The 26,193-nt window shown below is 65.9% G+C and carries 12 protein-coding genes and 1 riboswitch; of the genes, 7 read left to right on the top strand and 5 right to left on the bottom strand.

Annotated elements, in window-relative coordinates; genetic code table 11:
- Positions 1-102: 102 nt before the first annotated feature.
- From YP76_RS12995 to YP76_RS12975, 5 genes are all read right to left on the bottom strand, one after another.
- Entirely contained in the window at positions 103-6,975 is a 6,873-nt protein-coding gene (locus tag YP76_RS12995) for a hypothetical protein (protein ID WP_046763993.1), read from the bottom strand.
- Positions 6,975-8,777: a ShlB/FhaC/HecB family hemolysin secretion/activation protein gene (locus tag YP76_RS12990; protein WP_046763992.1), complete on the bottom strand. Its 1,803-nt coding sequence runs from the start codon at positions 8,775-8,777 to the stop codon at positions 6,975-6,977. The genes YP76_RS12995 and YP76_RS12990 overlap by 1 nt, the downstream gene beginning before the upstream one ends.
- A 164-nt stretch (positions 8,778-8,941) precedes the next feature.
- Positions 8,942-9,703, bottom strand: a complete 762-nt coding sequence (locus YP76_RS12985) for a hypothetical protein (RefSeq protein ID WP_046763991.1) — start codon at positions 9,701-9,703, stop codon at positions 8,942-8,944.
- Complete coding sequence (locus tag YP76_RS12980; RefSeq protein ID WP_232307533.1) at positions 9,690-11,726, bottom strand: adenylate/guanylate cyclase domain-containing protein; 2,037 nt, start codon at positions 11,724-11,726, stop codon at positions 9,690-9,692. The genes YP76_RS12985 and YP76_RS12980 overlap by 14 nt, the downstream gene beginning before the upstream one ends.
- An 8-nt stretch (positions 11,727-11,734) precedes the next feature.
- On the bottom strand, positions 11,735-14,836 hold the full coding sequence (locus YP76_RS12975; RefSeq protein WP_408640438.1) for a CHAT domain-containing protein: 3,102 nt from the start codon (positions 14,834-14,836) through the stop codon (positions 11,735-11,737).
- A 303-nt stretch (positions 14,837-15,139) separates the two neighbouring features.
- Between YP76_RS12975 and YP76_RS12970 the strand changes: the two genes are divergently transcribed.
- From YP76_RS12970 to cobO, 7 genes are all read left to right on the top strand, one after another.
- On the top strand, positions 15,140-17,569 hold the full coding sequence (locus YP76_RS12970) for a TonB-dependent receptor (protein WP_046763989.1): 2,430 nt from the start codon (positions 15,140-15,142) through the stop codon (positions 17,567-17,569).
- A 228-nt stretch (positions 17,570-17,797) separates the two neighbouring features.
- Positions 17,798-18,721, top strand: a complete 924-nt coding sequence (locus YP76_RS12965; protein ID WP_046764131.1) for a formylglycine-generating enzyme family protein — start codon at positions 17,798-17,800, stop codon at positions 18,719-18,721.
- Positions 18,722-18,743: 22 nt separating this feature from the next.
- Complete coding sequence (locus YP76_RS12960) at positions 18,744-18,986, top strand: hypothetical protein (RefSeq protein ID WP_046763988.1); 243 nt, start codon at positions 18,744-18,746, stop codon at positions 18,984-18,986.
- Between the two features lie 301 nt (positions 18,987-19,287).
- Positions 19,288-19,517, top strand: a riboswitch (cobalamin riboswitch).
- Between the two features lie 154 nt (positions 19,518-19,671).
- The gene (locus YP76_RS12950) at positions 19,672-20,739 is read left to right on the top strand and encodes a HoxN/HupN/NixA family nickel/cobalt transporter (RefSeq protein WP_046763986.1); all 1,068 of its coding nucleotides are present in this window, start codon (positions 19,672-19,674) and stop codon (positions 20,737-20,739) included.
- Positions 20,736-21,776, top strand: coding sequence for a cobalamin biosynthesis protein CobW (gene cobW / locus YP76_RS12945; protein WP_046763985.1), 1,041 nt, complete (start codon positions 20,736-20,738; stop codon positions 21,774-21,776). Before YP76_RS12950 ends, cobW begins: the two co-directional genes overlap by 4 nt.
- Positions 21,776-25,579 carry a cobaltochelatase subunit CobN gene (gene cobN, locus YP76_RS12940; RefSeq protein ID WP_046763984.1) on the top strand — a complete coding sequence of 1,268 codons (3,804 nt, stop codon included), beginning with the start codon at positions 21,776-21,778 and terminating at the stop codon, positions 25,577-25,579. The genes cobW and cobN overlap by 1 nt, the downstream gene beginning before the upstream one ends.
- Position 25,580: 1 nt before the next feature.
- A complete protein-coding gene (cobO, locus tag YP76_RS12935) occupies positions 25,581-26,186 on the top strand; it encodes a cob(I)yrinic acid a,c-diamide adenosyltransferase (RefSeq protein ID WP_046763983.1) in 606 nt (201 codons plus the stop codon).
- Positions 26,187-26,193 lie beyond the last annotated feature (7 nt).

Genomic DNA, 26,193 nt, shown 5'->3' with positions numbered 1-26,193 from the left:
CCGTGCCGGTGATTCGGACGCCCTATCCGTAGCGTCCAACCGTGCGCTTCTCTCTACGGGTTCAACCCGTTGTTTCAATCCCGTTTTGTCTGTGGCCGCGCATCAGCGTTTGTCATTGTCGCCACAGCCCGGTTCGTCCGCGCTGCCGCAGGACCGCTCCCACAGATCCTCATTGCCCGCGCCCGTCACCGGCTCGTCGATCAGCGGCGGATAACCCTGGGCGATGATGTCGCGCAGTTCGATCAGGGACAAGGTGAAGATGCGTCCCACCGCCACCGAGGGATCGAGCACCGCATCCAGAGTATCGCGATTTTCCAGCGTCGAGGCGAAACAAGCCCCCCCGATAAGGCAGCCGTTGATCTTCGAACCCGGAGCAAAGCCTCCGGCGATCGCCACCAGCGGAATGGTCTCCAGCCCGGTCGCAAAACCGCCGGTCGAGCGGACAAGCTGGCCGTTGATGGCGATTTGCGGACTCGTGCCTTGAGATGCGATCAGCAATCGGTCGGCCGTAAACCCGCGCCGGTCGGTGAAAAGGTTCGAAATGCCGCTATTCTGGATATAGAAGGCATCGCTCACATCGACGCTGATCGTCCCGGCACGCAACGTTCCCGCATCGCTCACCAGTCCGTCATTCTGCGCCAGCCGCAATTCCCGGCCGTTCAGGGTCGGTGTGGCCGCCACATCCGACAGTGCCGACAGGGTGGCCGCGATGACGCTGGGGGCGCTTAACGACAATACGCCCGCCAGACCGCCATTCACATCGCTGATATCGATCAGTCCGGGGCCGGCGATGATTTCCAATGCCTGTCCCGCCGACAATGCGAGCCCGCCCTGTCCCGACCGTCCGGTCAGCCGCAGCGCACCCTGCACTCTGAGGCGCCCGCCCGTACCGATGCTCAGCGTCCCCCCGCCGGAAAGATTGGCCGCGCCCAAGGTCAGGTCCTGGACGATCAGATCGGGCGTCGCAGTCCCGCGCGACGGCGCATCGATGGCGATATTGCCCGCCGCCGCCCGCGCCAGTTCCGCCGCCGACAGGCTATAGGCTCCCGTCACATCGCCGCCGCCGATATAGGCCGGTTGCTGCCCATTCACCGACCGGAAGCCGATGCTGGTCGTGCCGCTGAGGCTGCCGATCTGCGCGGCGTTGCCGATAGCGATGTCGCCGGACGCAATGGCGATCGTCGGAGCGCCGAGCGTCCCTGTAATATTCGCCAGGCCGCCGGCGTTCAAAGTCGTCGGCCCAGTGGCAGAGGCATTGGCGATGCTCAGATCACCGCCTGCATCCAGCGTCAATGCCCCCGCAGTGGCCGTGGCCTGCGCGATGATCATGGCGCCGCCCGCACCCAGGCTCACGGCTGCACCATTTGCGGTGATAGCCCCGGTGGAGGCGATGTCAGCCACGCTCAGCACACCCGTCCCGGCATTCAACAGGCTCTGCCCGCCCGCGCCAAGCCGCTGGGCGCTGATCCCAAGCCCTGTCAGGCTCAGATTGCCGCCCGCGATGGCATTGCCGATCGTGAGACCACCCGTGCTGGCGATCATCCCGATGGCACCCGCCGCCTGCGCATTCGTGACCGTGAGACTGGTGCCGGATTGCAGCAGCAGATCGCCCGTCAATGCGCCAAGGCCATTGCTGGCGATGCCGGCGGCGGCGATATCGATGGACCCGGCCGTCACCTGCCCGGTCAACTGCGCCAGACCATTCAGCGCACGAAGCTGCAACAGTCCGGTCAGGGCGGCATTGCCGACCCGTATCCCGCCGCTGCTTGCAGTCAGCGACTGGCTGTCCGCCAGCAATGTGCCGATAACGATGCTGGCGGCGGAGATGGTTCCACTGCCCGCACCGATGCTCAATTGTCCGCTGACGGCGAAATCGCCGCCGATCGCGATACCACCTGTGCCCAGCGCATTGCCGCTGGCATCGGCCTGATCCAGCAATCCGCCGGAGGTCAGATTGCCCAGCAGGATATCACCCGCGCTTCCCAGGCCGATCGCCACAGCTCCGCCCGCTGCCACGCTGGCGCCCGCGCCATCGAGGCTGCCCAGCGCATAAAGCCGCAAGTCGGTGCCTGCATCCAGCACGCTGCCGCTGGCGAGGTTGATATTGCCACCTTGGCTCAGGATCGTCAGGCTGTTGACCGCCCGCAGCGATCCGGCGGAAAGCAGGCTGACATCCCCCGGAGTGGTGAACAGGATGCTGTCGGCAGACAGGCTGTCGCTCCCTGCCGGTCGGCCACTATGGCTGAGGGCGATATTCGTTCCCGACGTGCCTGTCAGTGCCCCCGTCACCGCCACACCGCCTATCCCCGCAAAGGCGAAAGCGAGCGGACCGTCGCTCGTGAAATCAGCGTTGCCGCCGATCTGCACCCTGTTGGCCGCACTGACGGAGATGCCGGAAAAGCCCGCCACCGGCGCACCCGCGCTGACCAGCCCAACCGATCCGCTGACGCGCAGTCCACCATTGACCGCCATACTGTTGTCGGCAAAGGTCACGCGTCCGCCCGTCGTGCCGCTGGCACGCATGGTGAGCGCGTCGATCAGCCGCTGAGCCCCCGGCATCAGCGTGCCGCCATCGCCATTGACGAAGCTGGCCGCGCCACCCGCGCCAAGACCAGTCAGACCCGCCGCCGACGCGCCTGCCGGTCCGTTTCCGCCAGTACCGCCGACCCCTCCCGACCCATCAGCCAGCAGGTCTAGACCGCCCAGCGCATAATCGCCATCATTGGCCTGGAAGGCCGCGGTGCCTCCCTGGCCATCGCCACCGCGACCGCCCGTGCCGCCACTCAGGCCCGCATTGCTCCCCGCGCTGCCATCCGCGCCCATGCCGCCCTGACCGACCGCCGTGATGGTATAGCCTGGCGTTCTGGGCAAACCCGTTGCAAAGCCAAGATGCGCGCCATCGATGCGCCAGGTGGCGGACCCCGCGCTCGCATTGCCTCCTGCTCCGCCAGCGCCGCCCAGCGCCCCGGCTGTGCCCGGCGCCCCGGCGCCGCCCGTCGCATCGCCGCTGATCCGCAACGCGGCGCCCAGGACCGCCGTCGCACCCGCGCTGATGTCGAACAAGGCATTGCCGCCGGTCGCATGGCCGCCCGCGGCCCCGGCAAGCCCGGAACCGCTGCGTAATCCGCCAGCGCCGCCCATTCCGCCCAGCGCTTGGGCCAACACAGCGATATCGCCCGCATCCAGCACGGTCGATGTCCCCGACAGGGCAAGGGTAGCCGATCCGCCAGAGGCATCGCCTCCACGCCCGCCGACATCGTCATAACCCGAACCGCCCAGGCCGCCCAGGCCATTGGCGGTCACGCTCAACGTATCGCTCACCGTGGTCGCGCCGAAGGCCAGGTTGAGCGCCGCGATACCGCCCGTGCCCACGCCCCCGTCACTGCCCGTCACCCCGTTACCGCCGGTGCTGCCGATGCCATCCGCGCTGACGATCAGGGTCGTGAAGGCCGGATCGACGTCGACCAGCATGGCGGCATTGCCGCCCGCACCGTTGCCGCCCGCGCCGCCACTGCCATTGCCATTGTCGTAGATCGGCTTGAAATTGCTGTCATAGCCGATGAAGATGCGGCTGCTGCCCGCCTGACCGCCCAGCCCGTCGGCCTTGATCGTGACATCGCCGATGAGATGGCCTTCGTTCAGATAGGAAAAGCGCGCCGTGCCGCCCGCGCCGTCACCCGCCGCGCCGCCATTGTTGTCGCTGCCTCCGTTGCCGCCCGTGCCCACGGCCGACACTGACAGGAACGGGGTTGTGAGCATGCCGCCCGCCAACGTCACGTCGACCGTGCCGCCGGTCCCGCCGCCACCCGCGCCGGCACTGTAAAGGCCCTGGTCATCGAAACCGTTCTGGCCGCCATTGCCGCCATTGCCCAGGGCCTGAACGGTCACGCCGCCATCGACCCGCACTTGCCCGCTGCTGCCCGCGGTCATCAGCAATCCGGCATTACCGCCTGTGCCGGTTCCGCCATTGGCACCGTTGGGAGCGTAATAGGCCATGCCTTCGCCGCCAAAGCCGCTCGCATCGATATCCAGCGTCGTGATCTGCAAGTCGCCACCACGCGATTCCATCCGTGCGGTGCCGCCCTGCCCGGTTCCGGCCAGTGCCGCCGCTGACGGGGCGACGTCCATCCCATCGGCCGCGCCGCCCGACCCGGAAGCGCCGATGGTCAGCGTCCCGATGGTCGCCGTGCCGCCTGAAATCAGGAATCCGGCCGTTCCGCCAAGTCCGTTGCCCGCATGGAAGGGCGTTGTCCCCCCACCCTCGCAGATCGGACTCGGGCAATTCATGGCCGACGCCCCGCCAAAACCGGCGGCCTGCACATCGACCATGCCGGCGGTCAGGCTGCCGCCCAGCACGTTGAGGTTCACCGTGCCGCCCGTGCCGTTGCCGCCATCGCCGTCGTTGAAGCTGATCCCCTCGATGGAAGGCACCGAGGTGCCGGACGCCGACAAGGAGAGATTGCCAAAGGTCATCACGCCGGTTCCGGCACGGCTCTCCACCGTCACGCTGCCGCCCAGTCCATCGCCGCCGCGGCCGGGCAGTCCGTCATAGGCGGTTCCCCCGCCATGGCCTTCGGCGTGCATCTGCAAATCGCCCAAGGCGGAAAAATCGGCATCTGCGGCATAGAGCAGGATCGTGCCACCCGTCCCATTGCCACCGTTGAGCCCGTAGCCGCCGTCGCCATTGGCGGAGGCCTCGCAAAAGAAACTCGTGCAATCGAGCGAGAAGCTGCCCCGCTGTCCGCCGGACATGCTGGCGGACAGGGTAATATTGCCCCCGGTTCCATTGCCCGCTGCGCCCGGTGCGTCACCTGCCGACCCATTGGCATAGACGGAAAGATCGGCCGCGCTGAAACTGCCGCCCGCCGCGCCGATGCTGATCGTCCCGCCGACCGCATCGGGCGTACCCGGCGCCGGAAGCGCCAGGGAATCCCCCGAATAACCTCTTGCATTGGCGGTCGCATACAGGCTTTGGGCGATGCTCAGGCTTCCCCCGTCATGCGCGGCCACCGCGATTCGTCCGCCCCGCAAGGTCGCGCCCGATGCCAGGCCGCCCGCCCCGGCGGCGTCCGCATAAAGCGATACGCCGCCACTGATGACGAGGCTGCCGGTCCCGCCGACGTCGATATCGATTCCGGTCGCACCCGGCGTTACCCCGCCGAAACGGCCGCCGTCGCCCGCGGAACCCGCCGTCGCGGACACATCGGCATCAAGAGTCGACCATGAATGCGTGCCACTGGACAGGATCAGGCCGATATTGCCGCCTGTCGCGCTGCCCGCCAGACCTGCACCAGCGTCACCCCCCGTCGCCAGCGCCGAGAGGGTCACGGACCCCAGGTCGAGGCCGCCGGTCGCGCCGATGCCGGCCACCCCGGCCGTGCCTGTCAGCATGATGCTGCCGCCCATGGCATTGCCGCCGTCGATCGGCGGCGCCGGGGACTGGAAGCCCATGGCCGCCGACGCGTCCAGCGTCGTACTGCCAAAGCGCAGCGTGCCGCCCTCCGCCCCGCTGGGGCCTGCCGCGGTGAGCGCAGACAAGGCGATCGCGCCGCCGGTGGCATTGCCCGAACGGTCGCTGCCGAAACCGGCATAGCCCGATGCGCTGGCGTTCAGCGATGCCGCCTGGATCAATCCGCCCGTGGCGATCAGATTGATCGAGCCTCCATTGGCGTCTTCCCCGATCAAAGGCGGCGCACTCACCCCGGCATTGCCAAGGCCATTGGCGTTCAATCCCAGGCTGCCCGCAATGCTGATCTGCCCATTGGTCGCAGCATCGCCGGTCCCGCCAAAGGTCAGCAGGTCGATCGTGCCACCTTTCGCCCCGTTCCTCGCGGTCAGGATCATGTCGCCATCCGCGACGATCGACCCGAACTGGGCCGCGTTCAGGGCGATGCCATTCTCGGCCGATGCCGTGACGCTGTTCAGGAAATGAGTGGGCGTCCCCGATCCGGACTGGACCAGTATATGCCCGCTGGCATTGCCACCCTGGGTGCCGTTGGGGGCGAAATCGGCAAAGCCACCCGCGACATCGAAGCCGGCGGAAAGCACGACCCCGTTATCGTCGGAGGTCGCGGAAACGGCCGGCGTATATCCCATGGAGCCGGACAACAACATGGTCAGCGCGTTGTTCTTGGGCACCGCGACCATGTAGATGCGCTGCGAATCTCCGATGCCGCTGGAGCCGGGGCCCGTCGTCGTGCCGCTATGCACCACGCCGTTGGCATCGCCCGTCCCGGCCGTGATCGTGATGTCGAACAACCCGCTATTGATACGGACGTCCGCTTCCTCCGCGCCCACATAGGCGACCGAACCGTCGACATTGACGGTGCCCGCCTGCACCACGCGCGGCGCGACCAGGGCGACATAGCTGCCTGCCGCCAGCGCATTGATCTGCGCGCCAGACTGAACTTCGACTGCGGACGTGCTGCCCGCCGTGCCGCGGAAGCGGATTTCGCCATTGCTGCCGTAAAGTCCGCCGGTCGTATCGATGTCGTTGCTGGTCAGCACCAGCGATCCGACATTGAAGACGCTGCTCGGCCCCGCGATGATGCCGCCGGGCGCGTAGAACCAGATCTTCCCGCCCGTGCTGCCGAACAGGCTGGACTGGACCGTGCCGTTGAGCGCCACGATGCGTGATACCGGCAGGCCGCCGCCATCGACCGGCAGGATACGATTGAGGACCGTGTAATCGCTGAACGGCACGCTCACATTGGTCTGGAACTGCGCGGCGTTTCCGGCTGGCAGGAAATCGACGACGCCTGTTCCGCTGGTATCGCTCGGTGTCCAGTTGATGACGGTTTCGGCCGTATTCACCGTGATGGTGTCGCGGCCGGGATTGATGGATGCCGATCCCGTTATGACGGAAGGCGTGCCCTGGAATCCGGTCTGCGCATGGGACGGGGCGCTCCACACGGCGGCGAACGCAATCACGCTGGCGCAACCACGCAGCAGCCTTGCGGGGGATCTGTTCATCATCAACGCCTCCACGGCACGAGCTGCGTGGTGAACGAAAAGAGCAGGCGCGTATCGCCCCGCTCCGTCTGGAATCCGGCCTTGCGCAGCGGCGTGGCCGCCGTCAGGTCAAGCCGCGCATGGTTGGACCATGTGACACGGACGCCGCCGCCCGCCGAATACAGTTTCTGCGGATCGAGCCCGGCATAATTGGCGCTTTGATGCCACATCCACGCGCCATCGAAAAAGACGAAGGGCTGGAGGGCGACGGCACCCGGTCCCTTGGGCGTGATCCTGCCGTAACGCAGTTCCGCCGCGATGCCGACACCGCTGTCGCCCGTCAATATGCCGGGGTCATAGCCGCGCCCGACCGTATAGTTGCCGGCGCTCATCTGCTCGTAGGACAGCAATATATCCGGACTATATTGCGCCCTGGACGCGAGCGAGAAGGTGACGTCCGGCACCGGCCGATATTCCGCCAGCGCGCTCGCCCGCAGGACGAAGGCGGACGGATCGCCATCCAGCTGGCTGATCGCAATGGCGGGATAGGCGCAATTCGCGGCGGCGGGACCACAAGCCTCACTGGCGCCCAGCGCGCTCACACCCTGCCGCACCTCCATCGCTCCGCCGATCCGCCATTTCGGTTCGATCCCCGAATAGCCGGTGGTGCTGACGATGCTGTCGGGATCGATCACCTCCCCCTCCAGCCGCAGGAACAGGACGCGGATGCGGTCGCGCGACAGCGGCACCTTCACCCCGCCCGTGCCGAACCGCAGATCCTGGTTCACAACGTCTAGCCCCCCCGTGGCCAGCAGCGTATGCACCTGCCGCCGCACCAGCGGATAGCTGAGCGCCGCCGTCGCGATCAGTGTTTCGGAGGATAGGGGCGCCCCGGCTATGCCCGGCTTGCTCCACGCATAGGTCAGGTCACCCGACAGCCGCAGCCCGTCATGGCCGAGCGCCATACTGTGTCCGACCTGGAGCACGGTCTGTTCGCTGGGCTGCGCGGTGTTGAAGATACTGAAGACCGTGCTGTCACCCATGCCGGTCATGTCGTTGAAACGCACCCGCGCCAGCCCGCCGAAACGCCCGACCGCGTTACTGCCGAGATTCTGGACATTGACGTCCATCTCGACGCGTTGCCGCACCACCTGCACCTCACCGACGACTTCGCCGGGCGCAGTCCCCGCCGGCCGCAATGCCAGTCGCACATCATAGCCCGGCAGGTCGCGTGCCAGCAGCAGATGCCGCTCCGCCTCGCGCACATTGAACACCGGCTGCCCCTTCAGCGCCTCCATATGCGCAGCGATCAGCTTCTCGCTATACCCGGCATTGCCGCGTATCTCGATCGCGACCAGCTTCGCCATGAAGATGTCGAAGCGAACCGTCCCGCCCTTCCCGATGCGCTGGGGCGGCACCTGCACGGCCGCCAGATAGCCCATGGTGCGCAAGGCCGTCGCCACCCGGTCGCGGACTTCGCACAGGCTGGCGATCGGCACGTCCCGGCCAGCCAGATCGTTCCAACTGTCCTTCAGGGCTGCGGGATCGACGACACGCAGGCCGTCGAACTGCACATCGGCAAAATTCACGGTGACATTGGCATAGCGCGGATCGGCCAGCGGACAGGGCGCCCGCTCGACTCCGCCCACCACGCTCAGCCGGCTGCCTTCCCGCGCCGCATCGCCGGGCAATTGGCCGCGAGTCAGTTCCTCACGCGTCGGCGCGCGCGGCGCGACCTGCGCCAGGGCCGCCACCGGCATCAGCATCGTCGCCGCCAAAGCCAGGCGCTTCAGCCCCGTTGTCCTGGCCAACCCCTTATCGCGCATAGACGTCCCCAAACCGTCCGGCAGGCTCGTCCCTGAAGCCGCCTTGTCCCTACCCTGTCCTTCTTGGCAGGCGCCGGCCCTTTCGGCCTGTCACCCCCCACTCCTTTTGCGACCGTTCCGAGCGCGTTATCAGCGCGTCCACGCGCCCACAAGCGCCATGGCCGTCAATTTCGCGCCATACCGTCCGCCAGCGCCGCCGTGTCGACCAGAAGGTCGAGCTGCGCCGCACACTGATGGGCGATCAGGCCGGCCGCCACGCCGTCCAGCGCCGCCGCCGTGCCCAGCAGGGCGAAGCGGATCTCGGCGCTCCGGGCGCCATCGCCCAGATGATAGGCCGCACCTTCGCGGATCGGAGCGGCAGCGGGCCATGCCGCCACGGCCTCGCCCGCGGCGAAGGATGCGCTGGCATTGACGCCGTTGCCGCTGATCCGCACCGTTGCCGCGTTGGCCGCATCGGCACGCCACAACCGCACCGCCGCCGGATCGGCCACGCAGAAAGGTCCCGGCTGGGCCAGATCGACCATCCACAAATTCGGACGGCGGGGCGCCGCGGCAGCTTTTTCGCTGACATTGCCCCGTACCGCCCCGGTACGCGCCCGCCTTACCCGCTTGGTATCGAGCAGCGCGGAAAGCATGACTCCATTGGCGGGCGCAGCGCTTGCCGCGGCGCTCACGCTGAAGCTGCCCGGCCCGCGCAGGGTCCGCGTGCCCTTCGCATCGAGCAGCGTCACCACATCGCCGGCCTTGAGCGCGACCATCCCGCCGTCGGCGAGCTTGCTGCCGGGCCGATAGGTCGCGGCCGACGGACCGCTCGCCCGGACCACCATGGTTTCGGCCGAAGCCGACGTGCCGAAAACCGCCAGGATCAACCCTGCCAGCGCCCATCCTGCCGCAGTCCCACGCGCGGCGATCCTAGCCAAGGCCATAAATTCCTCCTTCCCCGATATATTCGCAACGATAGAGCAGATTGGCGAGCGCCGCATCCTCCGGATGATGGTTAACCAGCATTTGAAGACGTTTCATGGCCTCGGCCCGCGCTGCGCCATCCTCCGCATCGAATGCCTCCAATATCTCGGCCAGTTCCGCCCGATCCCCGACCGGAAAATCCGGCGCCGGCTCGAACAGATCCACCGGTGTCGCCCGTCCGCGCAGCCGGACCCGTCCCATCGGCCGCCACCAGTCCAGTCCCGACCGCTCCATCGCATCCCGGCTTGCCAGCACATTGGTTTCCAGCGCCTTGTTCGCCGCTTCCAGACGGGAGGCCGTATTCATGCTGTCGCCCAGCGCGGTATATTGAATACGGCCCTCCCCGCCGAAATTGCCGACGATCGCCTCGCCATGATGCAGCCCCACACGGGTCCGCCCGATCGGCGGCACGCCGGGCGGCAGGTCCCGGCGGAAAGCCTCCCCCGCCTGCCACATGGCATAGGCCGCCAGCGCCGCATTGCGCCCGTCGTCGGACCGCGCGATCGGCGCACCCCAGAAGGCGACCACCGCGTCGCCGACGAATTTGTCGATGGTCCCGCCATGCGACAGGACCACGTCGCTCAGCATGTCGAGATAGCGGTTGAGCAGTTGCGCCACCATTTCGGGGGCGATGGCATGGCTGAGCTTGGTGAAGCCTTCCAGATCGGTGAACAGGGTGAAGATCGGCCGCTTCTCGCCGTGAAGCGCCAGTTTTTCAGGCTCGGCCAGGATTTGCGCGGCAATATCGCGCGGCAGATATTTGCCCAACGCGGCTTGCGCGAACCGGCGCTGTTGCGACGTCACCGCCCGCGCCGTCACCCCGATGGCGGTAAAGGCCAAGACCCAGCCAAGCACCCAGCCGACGGCGGGCAGCCCCTTGGTATCCCAGCCCCGCGCCTGCAACCAGACCGGCAACCCGGCGATCGCGCCCGCCTGCACCGCCAGCGCCGGCAGCAGGGTGAACCAGCGCAATTCGGCCAGGCTGGTGATCGCCGCGGCCAGGATCACCAACAGCGCCGCCAACCAGCGCGCACCCTCCGGCACGGCGGGCAGCTTCGCGCCGTCCAGCAATTGGGCCAGCATCGTCGCATGCACCTCCAGCCCGATCATGGTCGATCGCGCCTGACGCCCCGACAACGGCGTTTCGAACTGGTCGATATCGACGATGTCTCCACCGATCAGCACATGGCGGCCGCGCACCATCGATGCCAGGGCCGGCGCCATGGCGGGATCGGCCAGCAAATCGATCTGAAGGCTGGGGATCACGGGCGCCTCCGACCCATCCACATGAGCGAGCGGCAAGCGGAACCGGATCGCCCCCCGATAGTCACGGAACGGCGGCGAAGGCTGCATCGCGAGGGTCAGCAGCGGCGGCTGACCCTTGGTCGGAACAGGCCAGCTTCGCGCGACATTATCGGCATCGGTTTCCAGCCTTATGCTGGCCGGGTGCACCCGATCCGTCCGCGCCTGGGCCATGAAGCGGTCGAGAAATTGCTGCTGCTCGAAGATGATCTGTTCGCGATTGTCGCCCAGATTGGCATAGCCCAGCCAGACCGGCGTGCGCATCGCGTGCAGCGCGGCGAGCAGTTCGGCATCCTCATCCTGCGGCTGGTCGAACAATATATCGATGCCGATCGACTTCGCGCCCATCGCATCGATATTGCGCAGCGCCCTTGCAAGCAGCCCCCGGTCGAGCGGAGAGCGTTTCCGGGTCGCGATCAACGTCTGGTCGTCATAGACCACCATCAATATGCGCGGGTCCTGCGCCACGCGCGGCGCGAAAGTGGCCGCCCGCCAATCGTACAGCCCGCGTTCGGCATCGGCGGTCGGAATTTCCCGCTGTGAGGACACGCCGTCCAGCGGCCGGTTCCAGTCCCAGCCGGCCACGAACAACGCCAGCAGCAACACGATCAGCGTCGAGGCCAGCCGCCAGCGCCCGGCATCGCGAACCACTCGCGCACCGCGTCGCCACAAGCCGCTCATCATGGCGATCAGCGACGCGCGATCAGCGGACGCGCACCATCACCGATGATCGCGAAGCCGGACCAGTAGAAGGGATGGGAGGTTTCCGGATCGTCCATCAGCTTCACCTGCGCCTGCCGCAGCGCCTCCGCCACCGGCTGGTCGGGCGCGGCCGCGAACAGGCCGGCCATCAGCCTTTCGGTCGCATGATAATCCTCCGGCGCGGGCCAGTGGCTGGCAATCACCGACCGGCTGCCCGCGCCGATGAAGGCACGCACCAGCCCGTCCAGTGCCCCGCCGCCGCCCGAAAGGCCCGCCGCACGCGTCGTCTCCACGCCCGCCGCGCCCGCCGTATCGCAAGCCGACAGCACGACCAGATCGGCATTCAACCGCAGGTCGAAAATCTCGCCGAACTGCAACAGCCCATCCGAAGCCTTGTCCGAAGCAAAGCTTGTGAGCAGCGCGGGCCGGGCCGGGCAGCCCGGATGCGGCGGCGTCACCAGCCCGTGGGTGGCGAAATGCAGGATACGGAAACTGTCGAGATCGCGCCGCCCCGTGACGGCTTCGTCGGTGAAGGCCGCACCGGTCACCAGTTCGCTGCCCTGCCCGCCGATCGCCTGCGCCGCTTCCCGCAATTCGGTCGCCGGTATCGGCCGGTTCCACTGCATGGGCGACCAGCCGCAATCGTCCGCACCAGCGTCCGCCAGCACGCCACGGGTCGATGCCGTCAGCCTGGGCCCCGCGAGCGGCGCATTGTCCCCGAAACCGATATAGCTCTGCGCCGCGTTGGACGGCGCTGCCGCCCGCGCGTCGCGGAAGGCGCGCGCCGAGAGGGCCGTGCTCACCGCATGGTCGCGCCCCAGCCATTCGATCCCGCGAAAATCGAACTCGTCGCCGCCCTGTGCGACCCGTGCCTGATAGGCATCGACGCCCTTTTGCCCGGCGATCAGCAGGTTGACCGGCAGTTGCAACATGGCGCCGTCCGGCTCGAAGATCAGGTGCCGCACCGCTGCCAGCCGCGGTTCCACCGGCCCGAAAAGATCGAGATAGAGGCTGCGCGCCATCGGCACGTCCAGCGCATAGGTGGTCTGCGCGCCGTTCACGTCGATGGAAATCGTCTCGCGCAGCGCCGCCACCTTCTGCGCCACGTCGCCAGCGCCGGCCGCCAGCCGGTAGCCGGTCGCGCCAGCGCCGTCGATCCACAGCGCATAGAGTGCGTCACCCAGTTGCGCCAATTTGAAATAGCCTTCGCCAGGCTTCAGCGTCGCCTGCATCTCCGCCAGCGTCAGCACTTGCGGACTGACCGCCCGATATTGCGGATAGGCCGCCAGCGCCGCCAGCGTATTCGCCTGATCGGTGGCGAGCTGATCGACTTCCGCCTGCGCTTGCGCGACCTGCTGCCCCAGCGTCGCATCCGTCTCGGCCGCCTGCCGCAGTTGCGCCAGCGCGATCCGTCCGCGTTCGATATCGCGCGACAGGGAAACCGACTGGCGGAACAGTCGCGCCGCCTCGCCGTCTCCCGCGGACAGTTCGCGACTGAGTTGCTCCAACGTATCGGCGGCGCCCGGCCGCACCAGCATCTGGGATGCCGTGAAGAGGTCGGCCGCCAGTTCCGGCCGCTGCGGGATGTCCCGCGCCAGCAGTGCGAAATAGGGCTGCAACTGGTTCGCCATGCCGGTCAGCGTCGCGCGATTGCCCAGGGCCGAGGCCATGATGCCGCGATAGACCTGCAACGCATCCTCGCTGCGTCCCCGCCGCACAAGGAATGCGCCCAACCGCGCCCGCGCTCCGTTCAGCGCCACCGTCTCGGGATATTGCGCGCCCAGCAGGGCAACCGACTGGTCGAGTTGGCTCTCCGCCTGTCCGAAATTCCCTTCCGCCTCGAACGTCAGCCCGATCTCGCCCAGCAATTGCGCCCGCAGCCGGGTGATCGATGTCACGCGCCCGTCGCGGATCGCCACCGCGCTCGCCAATGCCTTGCCCAGCACCTCGCGCGCAGGCCCCGGCTGTCCCGACAGGCGCAGGATCGTGCCGCGCAACTGCTGCGCCTGCGCATCGATGATCGCTGCCCGCTCGACCGGCGTCAGCACCGTATCCTGCCGCACGCCCAGCGCCCGCGCCTGCGATACGCCGCTGCTCATCTCCGCCGCGACTTCCGGCGTCAGCGTGACGACCTCGTCGCCTTGCTCCAGCCCATTGCCGCTGCCTGTCAGCGGACGATCCAATATCGCCAATGCGCCTTGCAGATCCCGCTGGTTGATATGGTGCATCGCCTCGAAATTCCGGCGCAGCCTCAACTGGACAGCATCGCCCGTCGCCACGGCACGGGCCTTGGCAAAGGCGGCATCGGCCTGATCGAACAGCCCCAGATTGGACAATTGCAACCCGCGATTGACCAGATATTCATGCGCCCGGTTGGTTCGTTCCGCCGGAGTCAGCCGATGGGCATCGGGGTCGCGCGCCAGACGGTCGGTCAGGCTGTCGAAAAATTCCGCCGCCTCGGCATAGTTGCCTGAGGCGTTCCGCCTGTAGCCCTCTGCCATCACGATCTGCGGATCGAGTGTCGCCGCCTGCAATCGCGCGAAACCGGTGTCGTTGTTGCCGACCGTGGCGATATCGACCTTTCCCGGCACGATCCGCCCCGCCATGACGGATCGCAATCCCAGGTCGAGCGCGCTGGCATAGGCGGCATAGCCTTGCACGGCATAAAGCGTCTTGCCCCGCTTCACCGTGACGATGCGATAGGCGCCGAGCGACCCGGTGCAGTTGCGGATCAATGCCGCGCCGATCTGCGGCAAGGTGGCGCTGCCGGCCGCGCTGCATTCCACCGCCACCTTGCGGGAAGCATTGAGCCGATCCAGCAGTCCCGTATCCGGATCGGCCGATCCCTGCCTCAGCGCATAGACCTGTCCAACCGGGCGCGCCGCGTCGCGGCATACCAGCGTCCAGGCGCGATCGAACATGGTCCGCGCCGCCGGATCGCCTGTCGCGCTCTGTGCCTGACATAGCGCCCCGCCTTCGCTGCCGACACGGAAACTGTCCTGCAACAACGGATCGCTCGCCTGCGCCCGCACCCCAACCGACAGGCTCAGGACGCCCGTAGCGGCCAGCCCGCAAATGATCTTCCCCACAGCGCTCAAAGGCTTATCCCCTCGGCCTTGCAGGATCAGTCCTTGCAAAACCCCCCTTAGCATCGTCGTGGCCGTCATAACCCTGCCCCATGGTGCGTCGCAAGATGAAATGGCGGCCTGAGAGGAAGGTGCGGCAAGGAAGTGACAGTTTGGTAAGATTCGATCTCCATCGCGCAATTTTCATTGCAACGTGCAAAAGAGCTGATTTAGATTAGCAACGAGTGAATATTCATCGGCAATGGAAGATAAATGCCGATCACTTTGGAATAAAAATAACAGGATGTTCACTAAAGGGAGGATGCAATGAAGCAATTTCCACGCAAGAATTCCGTCTATCGCCTGTCCGCTTCATGCCTTGTTCTGGCAATGACGGCGATATCCACCGGCGCCCTTGCCCAACAAACGGGTGCCGGCTCCGACTGGTCCGGCAACGAGATCATCGTCACCGCGACGAAGCGCAATGAATCCATCCAGAACGTTCCCTTCTCTATCAACGCGCAGACCGCCGAGGCGATGCAGCGCATGGGCGCCACCTCGATCGAGGATGTCTCGCGCAGCGTCGCCGGCCTGACCGTCCAGAATCTGGGGCCGGGCCAAAGCCAGGTGTCCGTGCGCGGCGTGTCGGCGGGCCAGGTCGTGCGCGACCAGCCGGGCGTCAAGGAACAGGTCGGCGTCTATCTCGACGAATCCGTCATCTCCATGTCGCTGTTCACGCCCGATTTCGACCTGTTCGACCTTGACCGCGTGGAAACGCTGCGCGGGCCGCAGGGCACGCTTTTCGGATCGGGTTCCGAAGGCGGCACCGTGCGCTACATCACCAAACAGCCCAAGCTCGGCCAGACCGAAGGCACGGTGGAGGGCGGCGTCAACGTCCTCAAGGGCGGCGATGTCGGCTATTCGGGCAAGGGCGCGATCAACCTGCCGCTGGGCGAGACGGCAGCGATCCGCGCCGTGGGCTATGGCGAGCATTATGCCGGCTTCATCGATGCCATCGGCCCCGCCGCGGGCAAGAATATCAATGACGGCCGCCGTTATGGCGGGCGCCTCAGCCTGCTCTGGGAACCCGCGCCGGGCATCAAGCTGACCCCGCGCATCATCTATCAGGATATCAGGACCAACGGCTTCAACCGGGAAGACAGCTATCACCTTTATTATAACAAGTTGATCAGCCCGCTCGATATCCTGCCCGAACGCACCCAATATCTGAAGCTGCGCGAGGAATTCCGCGACAAGACGACCTTGGCGGATTTCACGGCGAATATCGATATCGGCTCCGACGTCGCGCTGACCTCGATCACCACCTACATCCACCGCGACATTCTGGTCAGCCGCGATGCCTCTGCCCTGACCGGATCGGTGTCGGTCACGCCCTTCATATTGTCGCTGGGTGCAGCGCCCGCGCTCGCCAACCTGCCGTCAAATCTGCGCGATACGACCAAGCTCAAGCAATGGACGCAGGAATTGCGCCTCGCCTCGACCGGCAACGGACCGCTCCAATGGGTCTTGGGCGGCTTCTACAGCCATGTCGACCGCACATATGAGCAGCGTCTGCCAACACCAGGCTATGATGCCATCGTCGACGCGGCGCTGGGCGCTGGAACGTCGGCCGGAGCGGCCAACGGCTTCCCGCTCAACTCGCCCTATAACGCCGACATCCCCTATATCATCAAACAATATGCGGCCTTTGGCGAGGCAAGCTACAAGATCGGCCAGTTCAAGCTGACCGCCGGCGGCCGCTATTACGACTTCAAGGAAGAGCGTGACTTCAAAACCGGCGGCGTTTTCTCCAATGGGGACAACCGGGTGGGGGACAAGACCGGATCGACCGGCTTCTCCCCGCGCTTCATCGCCAGCTATGAGGCCAATCGCGACCTGACCTTCAACGTCCAGGCGTCAAAGGGCTTCCGCCTGGGTGGTGTCAACGATCCGTTGAACCTGCCGCTCTGCAACGGCGGCGCGACCGGGCCGGACGCGGCCACTTACGGCAACCGCCCGACTTTCGACGACGAGACGCTGTGGAACTATGAGGCCGGGGTCAAGGCGTCGGGCAGCGGCATCACCTTGAATGCCGCGGTCTTCCACAACGAAATCAAGAACCTCCAGGTCACGGCGGATGCGGGCAGTTGCTCATCCCGCGTTCTCTTCAACGTACCCAAGGCGCATACGACAGGCCTGGAAGCGGAACTGAGCGCCCGCCTCTCCCCCAATCTCGACCTGTCGCTCAGCGGCAGCTATATCGACTCGAAGATCGACAGCAACGTCACCGACGCGGGCGGCGCGATCGTCGCGGGCATCCGCAAGGGCAACCGCCTGCCTACCGTGCCGAAATTCCAGATGGCGGCTGCGGCGACCTATACGATGGAGGTCGCTGCGGAAACCGACTGGTCCTTCACCGCCAGCTTCCAGCATGTGGGTGATCGCTATACCCAGCTTGCCGATCAGGAACCAGGCTCGGGCAGCTTCCCCAACTCCATCTATTATGACCCGGCCACCGGAGCCTATGGCACCGGCGCCTTCAACTTCGGCTCCTACAAGCTTGGCGCCTATAATCTGGTCAACCTGTCGACGGGCGTAAGCTGGGACAGCGGCCTGTCGGTCACGCTCTACGTCAACAATCTGTTCGACGAAAACGCGCTCTATTCGCTGGACCGCGAACGGGGCGGCCGGGGACGGCTCGGCTATAATATCGGCACCCCGCGCAAGATCGGCGTGACCGTCCGCAAGGATTTCTAGAGCGCGCTGCGTTAGATCATACCCAAGTCGCGCGCTCTAAGTTTTTGTTGTCGCATCGTTTAAGCGCAAAGCCGGTTCCCACTTTTGCGCACGATGCTCTAGACGCTCAGCCCATGAGGACGCCGGGAGCCTTGCCGCTTCCGGCGTCCTATTTTTGCCCGATACACCCGGCCGATCCGCCGCTATGGTCGCCCGATGATCGACACCGGGACCAGCATCACGCAGGATATGCGCTTTATCGAAGGCGGTGCCTTCGCCATGGGCTCCGACCGCTTCTATCCGGAAGAAGCTCCGGTCCGGCAGGTCCGCGTGGACAGCTTCTGGATCGACGAAACGCCCGTCACCAACCGCCAGTTCGCGGAATTCGTCGAGGCCACCGGCTATCGCACCTTTGCCGAGATCGCGCCCGACCCGAAGGATTATCCGGGCATGCCGCCCGAAATGGCGCGGGCCGGATCGCTGCTGTTCCAGCGGACGGCGATGCCCGTCGACCTCCACGACTTCAGCCAATGGTGGCATTTCAGCTTCGGCACCGACTGGCGTCATCCCCATGGACCCGACAGCGATCTCGATGCGCTATGGGATCATCCCGTGGTCCATATCGTGTTCCAGGATGCGGAGGCCTATGCCAAATGGGCGGGCAAGACGCTGCCGACCGAGGCGGAATGGGAATTCGCCGCGCGCGGCGGCCTGGACGGCGCGGACTATGCCTGGGGCGATGAACTGGCGCCTCGTGGTGCCATGCTCGCCAATTACTGGCAGGGTCTGTTTCCGTACAGCAATTTGCTGGAGGACGGCTATGAACGGACTTCGCCGGTCCGGACCTATGCGCCCAATGGCTATGACCTCTACGACATGATCGGCAATGTCTGGGAATGGACGACCGACTGGTATGCCCAGCCCAGGGCAGAGCGCAAGGCGAAGGGCAGTTGCTGCGTTCCCGCCAATCCGCGCGGGGGTACGAAGCGCGAAAGCCTGGACCCCGCCAATCCCCATGTGCCCATGCCGCGAAAAGTGCTCAAGGGCGGTTCCCATCTCTGCGCGCCAAGCTATTGCCAGCGCTACCGCCCCGCCGCCCGCCATCCGCAGGCGGTGGACAGTTCGACCAGCCATATCGGGTTCCGCTGCATCATTCGCGAACCGGGTCGCTGACTTTCAACAACAGGAATATTGCATGCTCAACATCCCCTGGGACCAGCCCGCCACCATGATCGACCTTGACGGCAAGGCGCCGATCATCGGCACGATCCGCGATTGCGCCCAGCATTTCGCCATCTTCAAGCCCCATGCCAAGGAGCAGGCGCGTGTCCTGCTGACCCAACCCGTCCACCGCGAAGGCCGCAAGACCCGGACCTGGGTGCTGGAACCCTGGGAGATCGAAAAACTGGTCGACCGGCTGAAGGCGGAGATGCATTGAACGAGTCAATATCACGCGCCTTCGAAGGCCGTATCCCAATCTGGAGCATCGTGCGCGCAATCCGGTTTTGCGCATGATGCGATAACAAGGAAGCAGAGCGCGCGGCTGCGTCCGTTTTGACGCGGCGCGCTCCCGGCCGGTCCGCCCCGCGCCTTCTCCAGCGCGCCGCCGGTCCGCATCCCTTGCATTTCCACCGTCAGCGTCACCCGCCGCGCATCCGGCACCTCGGCCCGATGCCGGCACCCCCTTCCCATCCTGCGCATCAGCCTTTATGCAGTCGGGCGAAGGTTGGCTTCGGCCGGCTTTCACTGATCGCGCCGGTGTCCCCGCGAGGGGACTTAATAGGGAATGCGGTGATGAATCCGCGGCTGTCCCTGCAACTGTAAGCGGCGAGCGAGACGCATATCGATTCTCTGAAAATGCCAGAGGATCAGCCACTGGGCCGGACGCTAAATCCTGCGAGGCCTGGGAAGGCCATGTGTCAAGCGATGACCCGCGAGCCAGGAAACCTGCCTGCGTCTGGTCGCTCTTGCCTTGGTCCAGGGGATGGCCGCGGCACGGTACTCCGTCTGAGCGACGCTTCACGCAGCGGGAGCTGCTGTCCGCATGCCGGGTGCAAGCGCGTCCGCCCGGCATGAAGGCAGCTCCCGTCCGGTTTCGCCGACGCCTACGGGGATCGATCCCGATGACATTCTTTTCCAATGCGCTGGTCCCGCCGCGCCTCACACGCGGTCGCGCGACGAGCATGTTCGCCGCCCTGATCGCCGCGAATCTGGCCGCCTGGCTTTGGGCCTTCATCGTCTTCGCCGGCAACACGGTCATGCTGGGCACAGCGCTTCTCGCCTGGAGCCTCGGCCTGCGCCATGCCGTCGATGCCGATCATATCGCGGCCATCGACAATGTGACCCGCAAGCTGATGCAGGACGGCCAGCGCCCGCTGACGGTCGGCTTCTGGTTCGCCATCGGCCATAGCGGCATCGTCCTGATCGCCGCCGTCGCGATCGCCATTGCCGCCAATGCGCTGACCCGCGTCGAGGCCGTGGGCGCGATCGGCGGCACCATCGCGACGATCGTGTCCGCCACCTTCCTCTTCACCATCGCGGCGATGAACCTGATCATCCTGAGATCGGTTCTGAAGACCTTCAACCATGTCCGCAATGGTGGCGCCTATGTCGATGAAGACATGGATATTCTCCTCGGCAATCGCGGCTTCCTCGCCCGCATCTTCCGTCCGCTTTTCCGGCTGGTGAGGCAAAGCTGGCACATGGCCCCGCTCGGCTTTCTCTTCGGCCTCGGCTTCGACACGGCCACCGAAGTCGCCATTCTCGGCCTGTCCGCGGGACAGGCGGCGAGCGGCCTTTCCATCTCCACCGTCCTCATCTTCCCGCTGCTCTTCGCGGCGGGCATGGCGCTGATCGACACGGCGGACGGGGCGCTGATGATGGGCGCCTATCAATGGGCGTTCGTGAAGCCGATCCGCAAACTCTATTACAACATCACCATCACCCTGGTCTCGGCACTGGTCGCCCTCCTCATCGGCGGGATCGAGGCAGCCGCACTGCTGGGCGACAAGCTCGGCCTCACCGGCGGCATCTGGACCCTTGCCGCCGACCTTGGCGAACATTTCAACAGCCTCGGCTTCATCATCATCGGCCTGTTCGCCGCCTGCTGGCTGGCAAGCTGGATCATCTACCGCTGGAAAGGCTTCGACGAGATCGAAGTCACCCTCGAACCCCAAGGAAATCCCGCATGAACAAGGTTCCCGCTACCGTCATCACCGGTTTCCTCGGCGCCGGAAAGACGACGCTGATCCGTCACCTGATCGAACATGCGGGCGGCCGCCGCCTCGCCCTCATCATCAACGAATTCGGGGACGTCGGCGTCGACGGCGCACTGGTGCAGGGCTGCGGCGACGAAGCCTGCCCGGACGAGGACATCATCGAACTGGCGAACGGCTGCATCTGCTGCACCGTTGCGGACGATTTCCTGCCGACCATGCAGCGCCTGCTCGACCGCCCGACGCCGCCCGACCACATCATCATCGAAACCTCCGGCTTGGCGCTGCCCAAGCCGCTGGTGAAGGCGTTCCAATGGCCCGACATCCGGACCCGCGCCACGGTCGACGGCGTGATCGCCCTGATCGACGCCGAAGCGCTGGCGGCGGGCCGTTTCGCCCATGACGAAGCCGCCCTGACGGCCGCCCGCGCCGCAGATCCGACGCTCGACCATGACAGCCCGATCGAGGAACTGTTCGAGGACCAGCTCGCCTGCGCCGACCTCGTCCTGCTCAACAAGACCGATCTGGTGGACGCCGATACTCTCGCCACGCTGGAACGCGATTTAGGCCCGCAAACCCGTCGCGGCGTCGGCATCATCCGCACGGCGAAGGGCGCGATCGACCCCGCCATATTGCTCGGCCTCGACTTAGGCGTGGAGGAGCAGATCGACGCCCGCCCCTCCCATCACGACAATGAGGAGGATCACGACCATGACGATTTCGAAAGCTTCATCGTCGACCTGGGCGAACTCGGCAATCCGGAGCCTGTGCTGGCGACGCTCGCAAAGGTCATCGCCGCGCACGACCTGTTGCGGGTGAAAGGCTTCCTCGCGATCGCAGGCCGCCCCGCCCGCCTCGTCGTCCAGGCCGTCGGCCCCCGTATCCAGTACCATTATGACCGCCAATGGCAGCCGGGCGAGCAACGCGCCTCCCGCCTTGTCGTGATCGGCCGGGCGGGCCTTGACCGCGCGGCCATCGAAGCGGCGCTCGACGCCCAGACGGTCCCCGCCTGATGCACCTGCTGACCGCCACGCCCGGCACCGTCTCCAATGGCGACGAAGCGATCGACCTCGGCCAGTCGCCGGGCGACATCGTGCTGCTCACCGTGGCGGACAGCGAACTCGCCTGCTTCGCCAGCGCCGCCCATGCGCTGGCGGAGGGGCTGGGCGAGGCAGGCCCGACGATCCGCCTCGCCAATCTCCTCCAGCTCAAGCATCCCTATTCCGTCGACCTCTATGTCGAAAAGGTGATCGCTCACGCCAAATTCGTCTGCGTGATCCTGCTAGGGGGTAAGAGCTATTGGCCCTATGGCATTGATGAAATTGCCTATATCGCGCGCGAAAAGGGCATCACCTTCGCCGCCATAGCCGATGGCCGCGAAGATGATCCCGATCTGCAAGCCGCCTCGACCCTGCCCGCCGAAACTTGCGATCGTCTCCGCGACTATCTCCGGCAGGGCGGCATTCCCAATGCCATCGCCTTCCTCAAGACCGCCGCCCGTCTGGCCGGCTTTGACGCCGGCGCGCCCGATGCTCCTGTCCCCGTGGCCGACGCTGGCCTCTACCTCCCGGGCACCGACCGTCCCACGCTGGCGCAGGTGAAGGCCCGCTGGAGGGCAGGCCGGCCCACGACCCTGTTTCTCTTCTACCGCGCCCTGTTGATCGCCGGGACGCTTGAAGCGGTCGATGCAATGATCGTCGGTCTCGAAGCCGCGGGCCTCAACGTCCTCCCCGTCCACATCCGGGCACTGCGCGAACCTTTCGCCAGGGACTTCCTCCACGGCCTGATGCGCGAGGCCCCGCCGGATGTCATCCTCAACGCCACCGCCTTCGCCGCCAGCGCACCGGGAGAATCCCGCACGCCCTCAATCCTTGAACAGGCGGACTGCCCGATCCTCCAGACCATCTTCGCCAGCGCGGAACAGGGCGCTTGGGAAGCAAGCGCCCGGGGTCTCGGCCCCCGCGACCTCGCCATGCACATCGCGCTCCCAGAGGTGGATGGCCGCCTCTTCACCCGCGCCGTCGCCTTCAAGGCCTCCGCCCGCTTCGATGAGCGAACCGAATGCAATATCATCGTCCCCCGCGTGCTGGCGGATCGTGTTAGCTTTGTCTCTCAACTCACTGCAAAATGGTCAAAAATCCGTCAAACTCCGACCACTGACCGCCGCATTGCCCTGATCCTGGCCAATTACCCAAACAAGGATGGCCGCGTCGGCAATGGCGTCGGTCTCGACACCCCGGCCAGCGCCGCCGCGATCCTGAATGCCCTGGCAGGGTCCGGCTACACCACCGCCGACGCGCCAATCGATGGCGCTGCCCTGATGCGCCACCTGACCGCCGGCACGACCAACGACCTGACCAAACCCACTCCTCCCCCATCCGGGCTGAACCTGTCGTCACCCTTTCCATCCCTCCCCCTCGTAGATTACCGCGCCGCCTTTGCCGCCCTGCCCCAAACCGCCCAGGAAGCCATCACGACCCGCTGGGGCCCTCCGGAAACCGACCCCTTCTTCCGCGACGGCGCCTTCCACCTGCCCGTCCACCGCTTCGGCAACATCGCGGTCGCAGTCCAGCCCTCGCGCGGCTACCATATCGACCCCAAGAGCAGCTATCACGACCCGGCCCTGCCGCCGCCCCACGCCTATCTCGCCTTCCACATCTGGCTGGCGCAGGTGTTTGGCGCCCATGCCGTCGTCCATGTCGGCAAGCACGGCAATCTCGAATGGCTTCCGGGCAAGGCGATCGCACTTTCGGAACAATGCTTCCCCGAAATCTGCGCCGGACCGATCCCGCAAATCTACCCCTTCATCGTCAACGATCCCGGCGAAGGCACCCAGGCCAAGCGCCGCATCGGCGCCTGCATCATCGATCATCTGACACCGCCGCTGACCCGCGCCGAAACCTATGGCCCACTCAAGGAACTGGAGGCGCTGGTCGACGAATATTATCTCGCCGCCGGCATGGACCCGCGGCGCCTGGAAACACTGCGCAAGGACATTCTGGCCCTCGCCGCCTCGCAAGGCATCGACAAGGATGCGGGCACGGAAGGAAGCGGAGACGATGCCTTAGCTGCAATCGACAACTATCTGTGCGACCTCAAGGAAATGCAGATTCGTGATGGCCTGCATATCTTCACCCTGAGCCCCGAGGGCACCCTCCGCCGCGATCTTCTCATCGCCCTCGCCCGCTGTCCCAGAGGCATGGACGATGCAGGCCAGCAGTCCCTCCTCCGCGCGCTGGCGGATGACTTGGTGCTGAATTTCGACCCGCTCGACTGCACCATGGGCACGCCCTGGGCGGGTCCGCGTCCCGCCCCCCTCCAGAACCTCACCGAAGCCTCATGGCGCACCACCGGCGACACGGTAGAGCGGCTCGAACTCTACGCGATCCAGCTGCTGGACCAATTAGAACATCGTCATCCCCGCCTGCGCGGGGATGACGGCAAAGGACGGGGAGGCATCCCAGGCCCCCGGACCGCGGCAGTCCTCACTGTGATCGAGCAAGACCTCGCCCCCCGCGTCGACGCCTGCGGAGCGGCCGAAAAAACCGCGCTGCTCAAAGCCCTCAACGGCCAGTTCGTCCCCCCCGGCCCCTCCGGAGCGCCCACAAGGGGCCGCCCAGACGTCCTCCCCACCGGCCGCAACTTCTATTCGGTCGACACCCGCGCCGTCCCCACGGTCGCCGCCTGGAATCTTGGCCAACGCTCCGCCGACCTCATCGTGCAGGACTATCTCCAGCGCGAGGGGGCCTATCCCCGCGCCATCGCCCTGTCCGCCTGGGGCACCGCCAATATGCGCACCGGCGGCGACGACATCGCCCAGGCCCTCGCGCTCATGGGCGTCCGCCCGCGCTGGGATTGGGCCTCGGGCCGCGTCATCGGCTTCGAGGTCATGAAGATCGCCGAACTGAACCACCCGCGCGTCGACGTCACCTTCCGCGTCTCGGGTTTCTTCCGCGACGCTTTCCCGGAGCAGATCGACCTGCTCGACAGCGCCGCCCGCGCCGTCATGGCGCTGGAGGAGCCGGAGGAGGATAATCCCGCCGCCGCCCGCCACCGCACCGAAACCGCCGCCCTGATCGCGGAAGGCACGCCCGAAAAGACCGCCCAGCGCCGCGCAGGTGCCCGCATCTTCGGCTCGAAACCCGGTGCCTATGGCGCGGGCCTACAGGCGATGATCGACGAGAAAATCTGGCACGATCGCGCCGACCTGGCCAATGTCTATCTCGACTGGGGCAGCTATGCTTATGGCGGCGGGGTCGAGGGCGATGCCGAACGCAGTCTCTTTTCGCAACGATTGACCCAGGCCGACGCCCTGATCCAGAATCAGGACAATCGCGAGCATGACCTGCTCGACAGCGACGATTATTACCAGTTCGAGGGTGGGATCGCCGCCGCCGTCGAGCATCTCTCGGGCAAAAAGCCGCTCAACTACCATAACGACCACAGCCGCCCCGAACGCCCCGTCGTCCGCACGCTGGAGGATGAGATCGGCCGCATCGTCCGTGCCCGCGTCACCAACCCCAAATGGATCGCGGGCATGATGCGTCACGGTTACAAGGGCGCGTTCGAGATCGCCACCTCGGTCGATTATCTCTTCGCCTTCGCCGCCACCACTCATGCGGTGAAGGACCATCATTTCGACGCCGTCCACGCCGCCTTCATCGAGGACGAAACCGTCCGCGCCTTCATGGCGGAGGCTAACCCCGCCGCCCTGCGCGAAACCGCCGCCCGCCTCCATGAAGCGCTCGACCGGCGCCTGTGGAAACCCCGGTCGAACAGCGCCGCCATGCTCCTCACCCAACTCAAGGACGCCTGACATGATCGAACGCACGCCCGAACAACATGCCGAGAAGATGAAGAAGAAACAGGCCGCCCATGACAAGATCATGGCGACCAAGACGCAGGAAAAGGGCCTGCTGATCGTCCACACCGGCAAGGGCAAGGGCAAGACGACCGCCGCACTCGGCATGGTCGTGCGCGCCATCGGCCATGGCAAAAAGGTCGGCGTCGTCCAGTTCGTGAAGGGCGCCATGTCCAGCGGAGAAAAAGCCGTCTTCGACGCGTTTCCGGGGAATGTCGAATTCAAGCCCATGGGCGAAGGCTTCACCTGGAACACGCAGGACCGCACCCGCGACATCGCCCTCGCCCGCGAGGCATGGGACGAGGTAAAGCGGATGATTGCCGATCCGGCCTATGATATGGTCCTTGCCGATGAACTCAATATCGTCCTGCGTTACGACTATCTGCCGGTCGAAGAGGTGCTGGAAGCCGTGACCGCCAGAAGCGCCATGAAACATGTCCTCATCACCGGCCGCAACGGGCCCGACGCGCTGATTGAGGCGGCTGATCTCGTCACCGAAATGACCCTCGTCAAACATCCCTTCCGCAGCGGCGTGAAGGCCCAGGCAGGAATCGAATTCTGACACGCAC

The sequence above is a fragment of the Sphingobium chungbukense genome, from assembly GCF_001005725.1.
Taxonomy (GTDB): domain Bacteria; phylum Pseudomonadota; class Alphaproteobacteria; order Sphingomonadales; family Sphingomonadaceae; genus Sphingobium; species Sphingobium chungbukense.
The sequence above is the reverse complement of the archived record's forward strand: the minus strand, read 5'-3'. Positions and strand labels throughout refer to the sequence as shown.

Excerpts from the sequence above, each read along its gene's own strand:
- YP76_RS12995 (WP_046763993.1), bottom strand. The coding sequence starts at position 6,975 with ATGATGAACAGATCCCCCGCAAGGCTGCTGCGTGGTTGCGCCAGCGTG.
- YP76_RS12990 (WP_046763992.1), bottom strand. The coding sequence starts at position 8,777 with ATGCGCGATAAGGGGTTGGCCAGGACAACGGGGCTGAAGCGCCTGGCT.
- YP76_RS12985 (WP_046763991.1), bottom strand. The coding sequence starts at position 9,703 with ATGGCCTTGGCTAGGATCGCCGCGCGTGGGACTGCGGCAGGATGGGCG.
- YP76_RS12980 (WP_232307533.1), bottom strand. The coding sequence starts at position 11,726 with ATGAGCGGCTTGTGGCGACGCGGTGCGCGAGTGGTTCGCGATGCCGGG.
- YP76_RS12970 (WP_046763989.1), top strand. The coding sequence starts at position 15,140 with ATGAAGCAATTTCCACGCAAGAATTCCGTCTATCGCCTGTCCGCTTCA.
- YP76_RS12965 (WP_046764131.1), top strand. The coding sequence starts at position 17,798 with ATGCGCTTTATCGAAGGCGGTGCCTTCGCCATGGGCTCCGACCGCTTC.
- YP76_RS12960 (WP_046763988.1), top strand. The coding sequence starts at position 18,744 with ATGCTCAACATCCCCTGGGACCAGCCCGCCACCATGATCGACCTTGAC.
- YP76_RS12950 (WP_046763986.1), top strand. The coding sequence starts at position 19,672 with ATGACATTCTTTTCCAATGCGCTGGTCCCGCCGCGCCTCACACGCGGT.
- cobW (WP_046763985.1), top strand. The coding sequence starts at position 20,736 with ATGAACAAGGTTCCCGCTACCGTCATCACCGGTTTCCTCGGCGCCGGA.
- cobN (WP_046763984.1), top strand. The coding sequence starts at position 21,776 with ATGCACCTGCTGACCGCCACGCCCGGCACCGTCTCCAATGGCGACGAA.
- cobO (WP_046763983.1), top strand. The coding sequence starts at position 25,581 with ATGATCGAACGCACGCCCGAACAACATGCCGAGAAGATGAAGAAGAAA.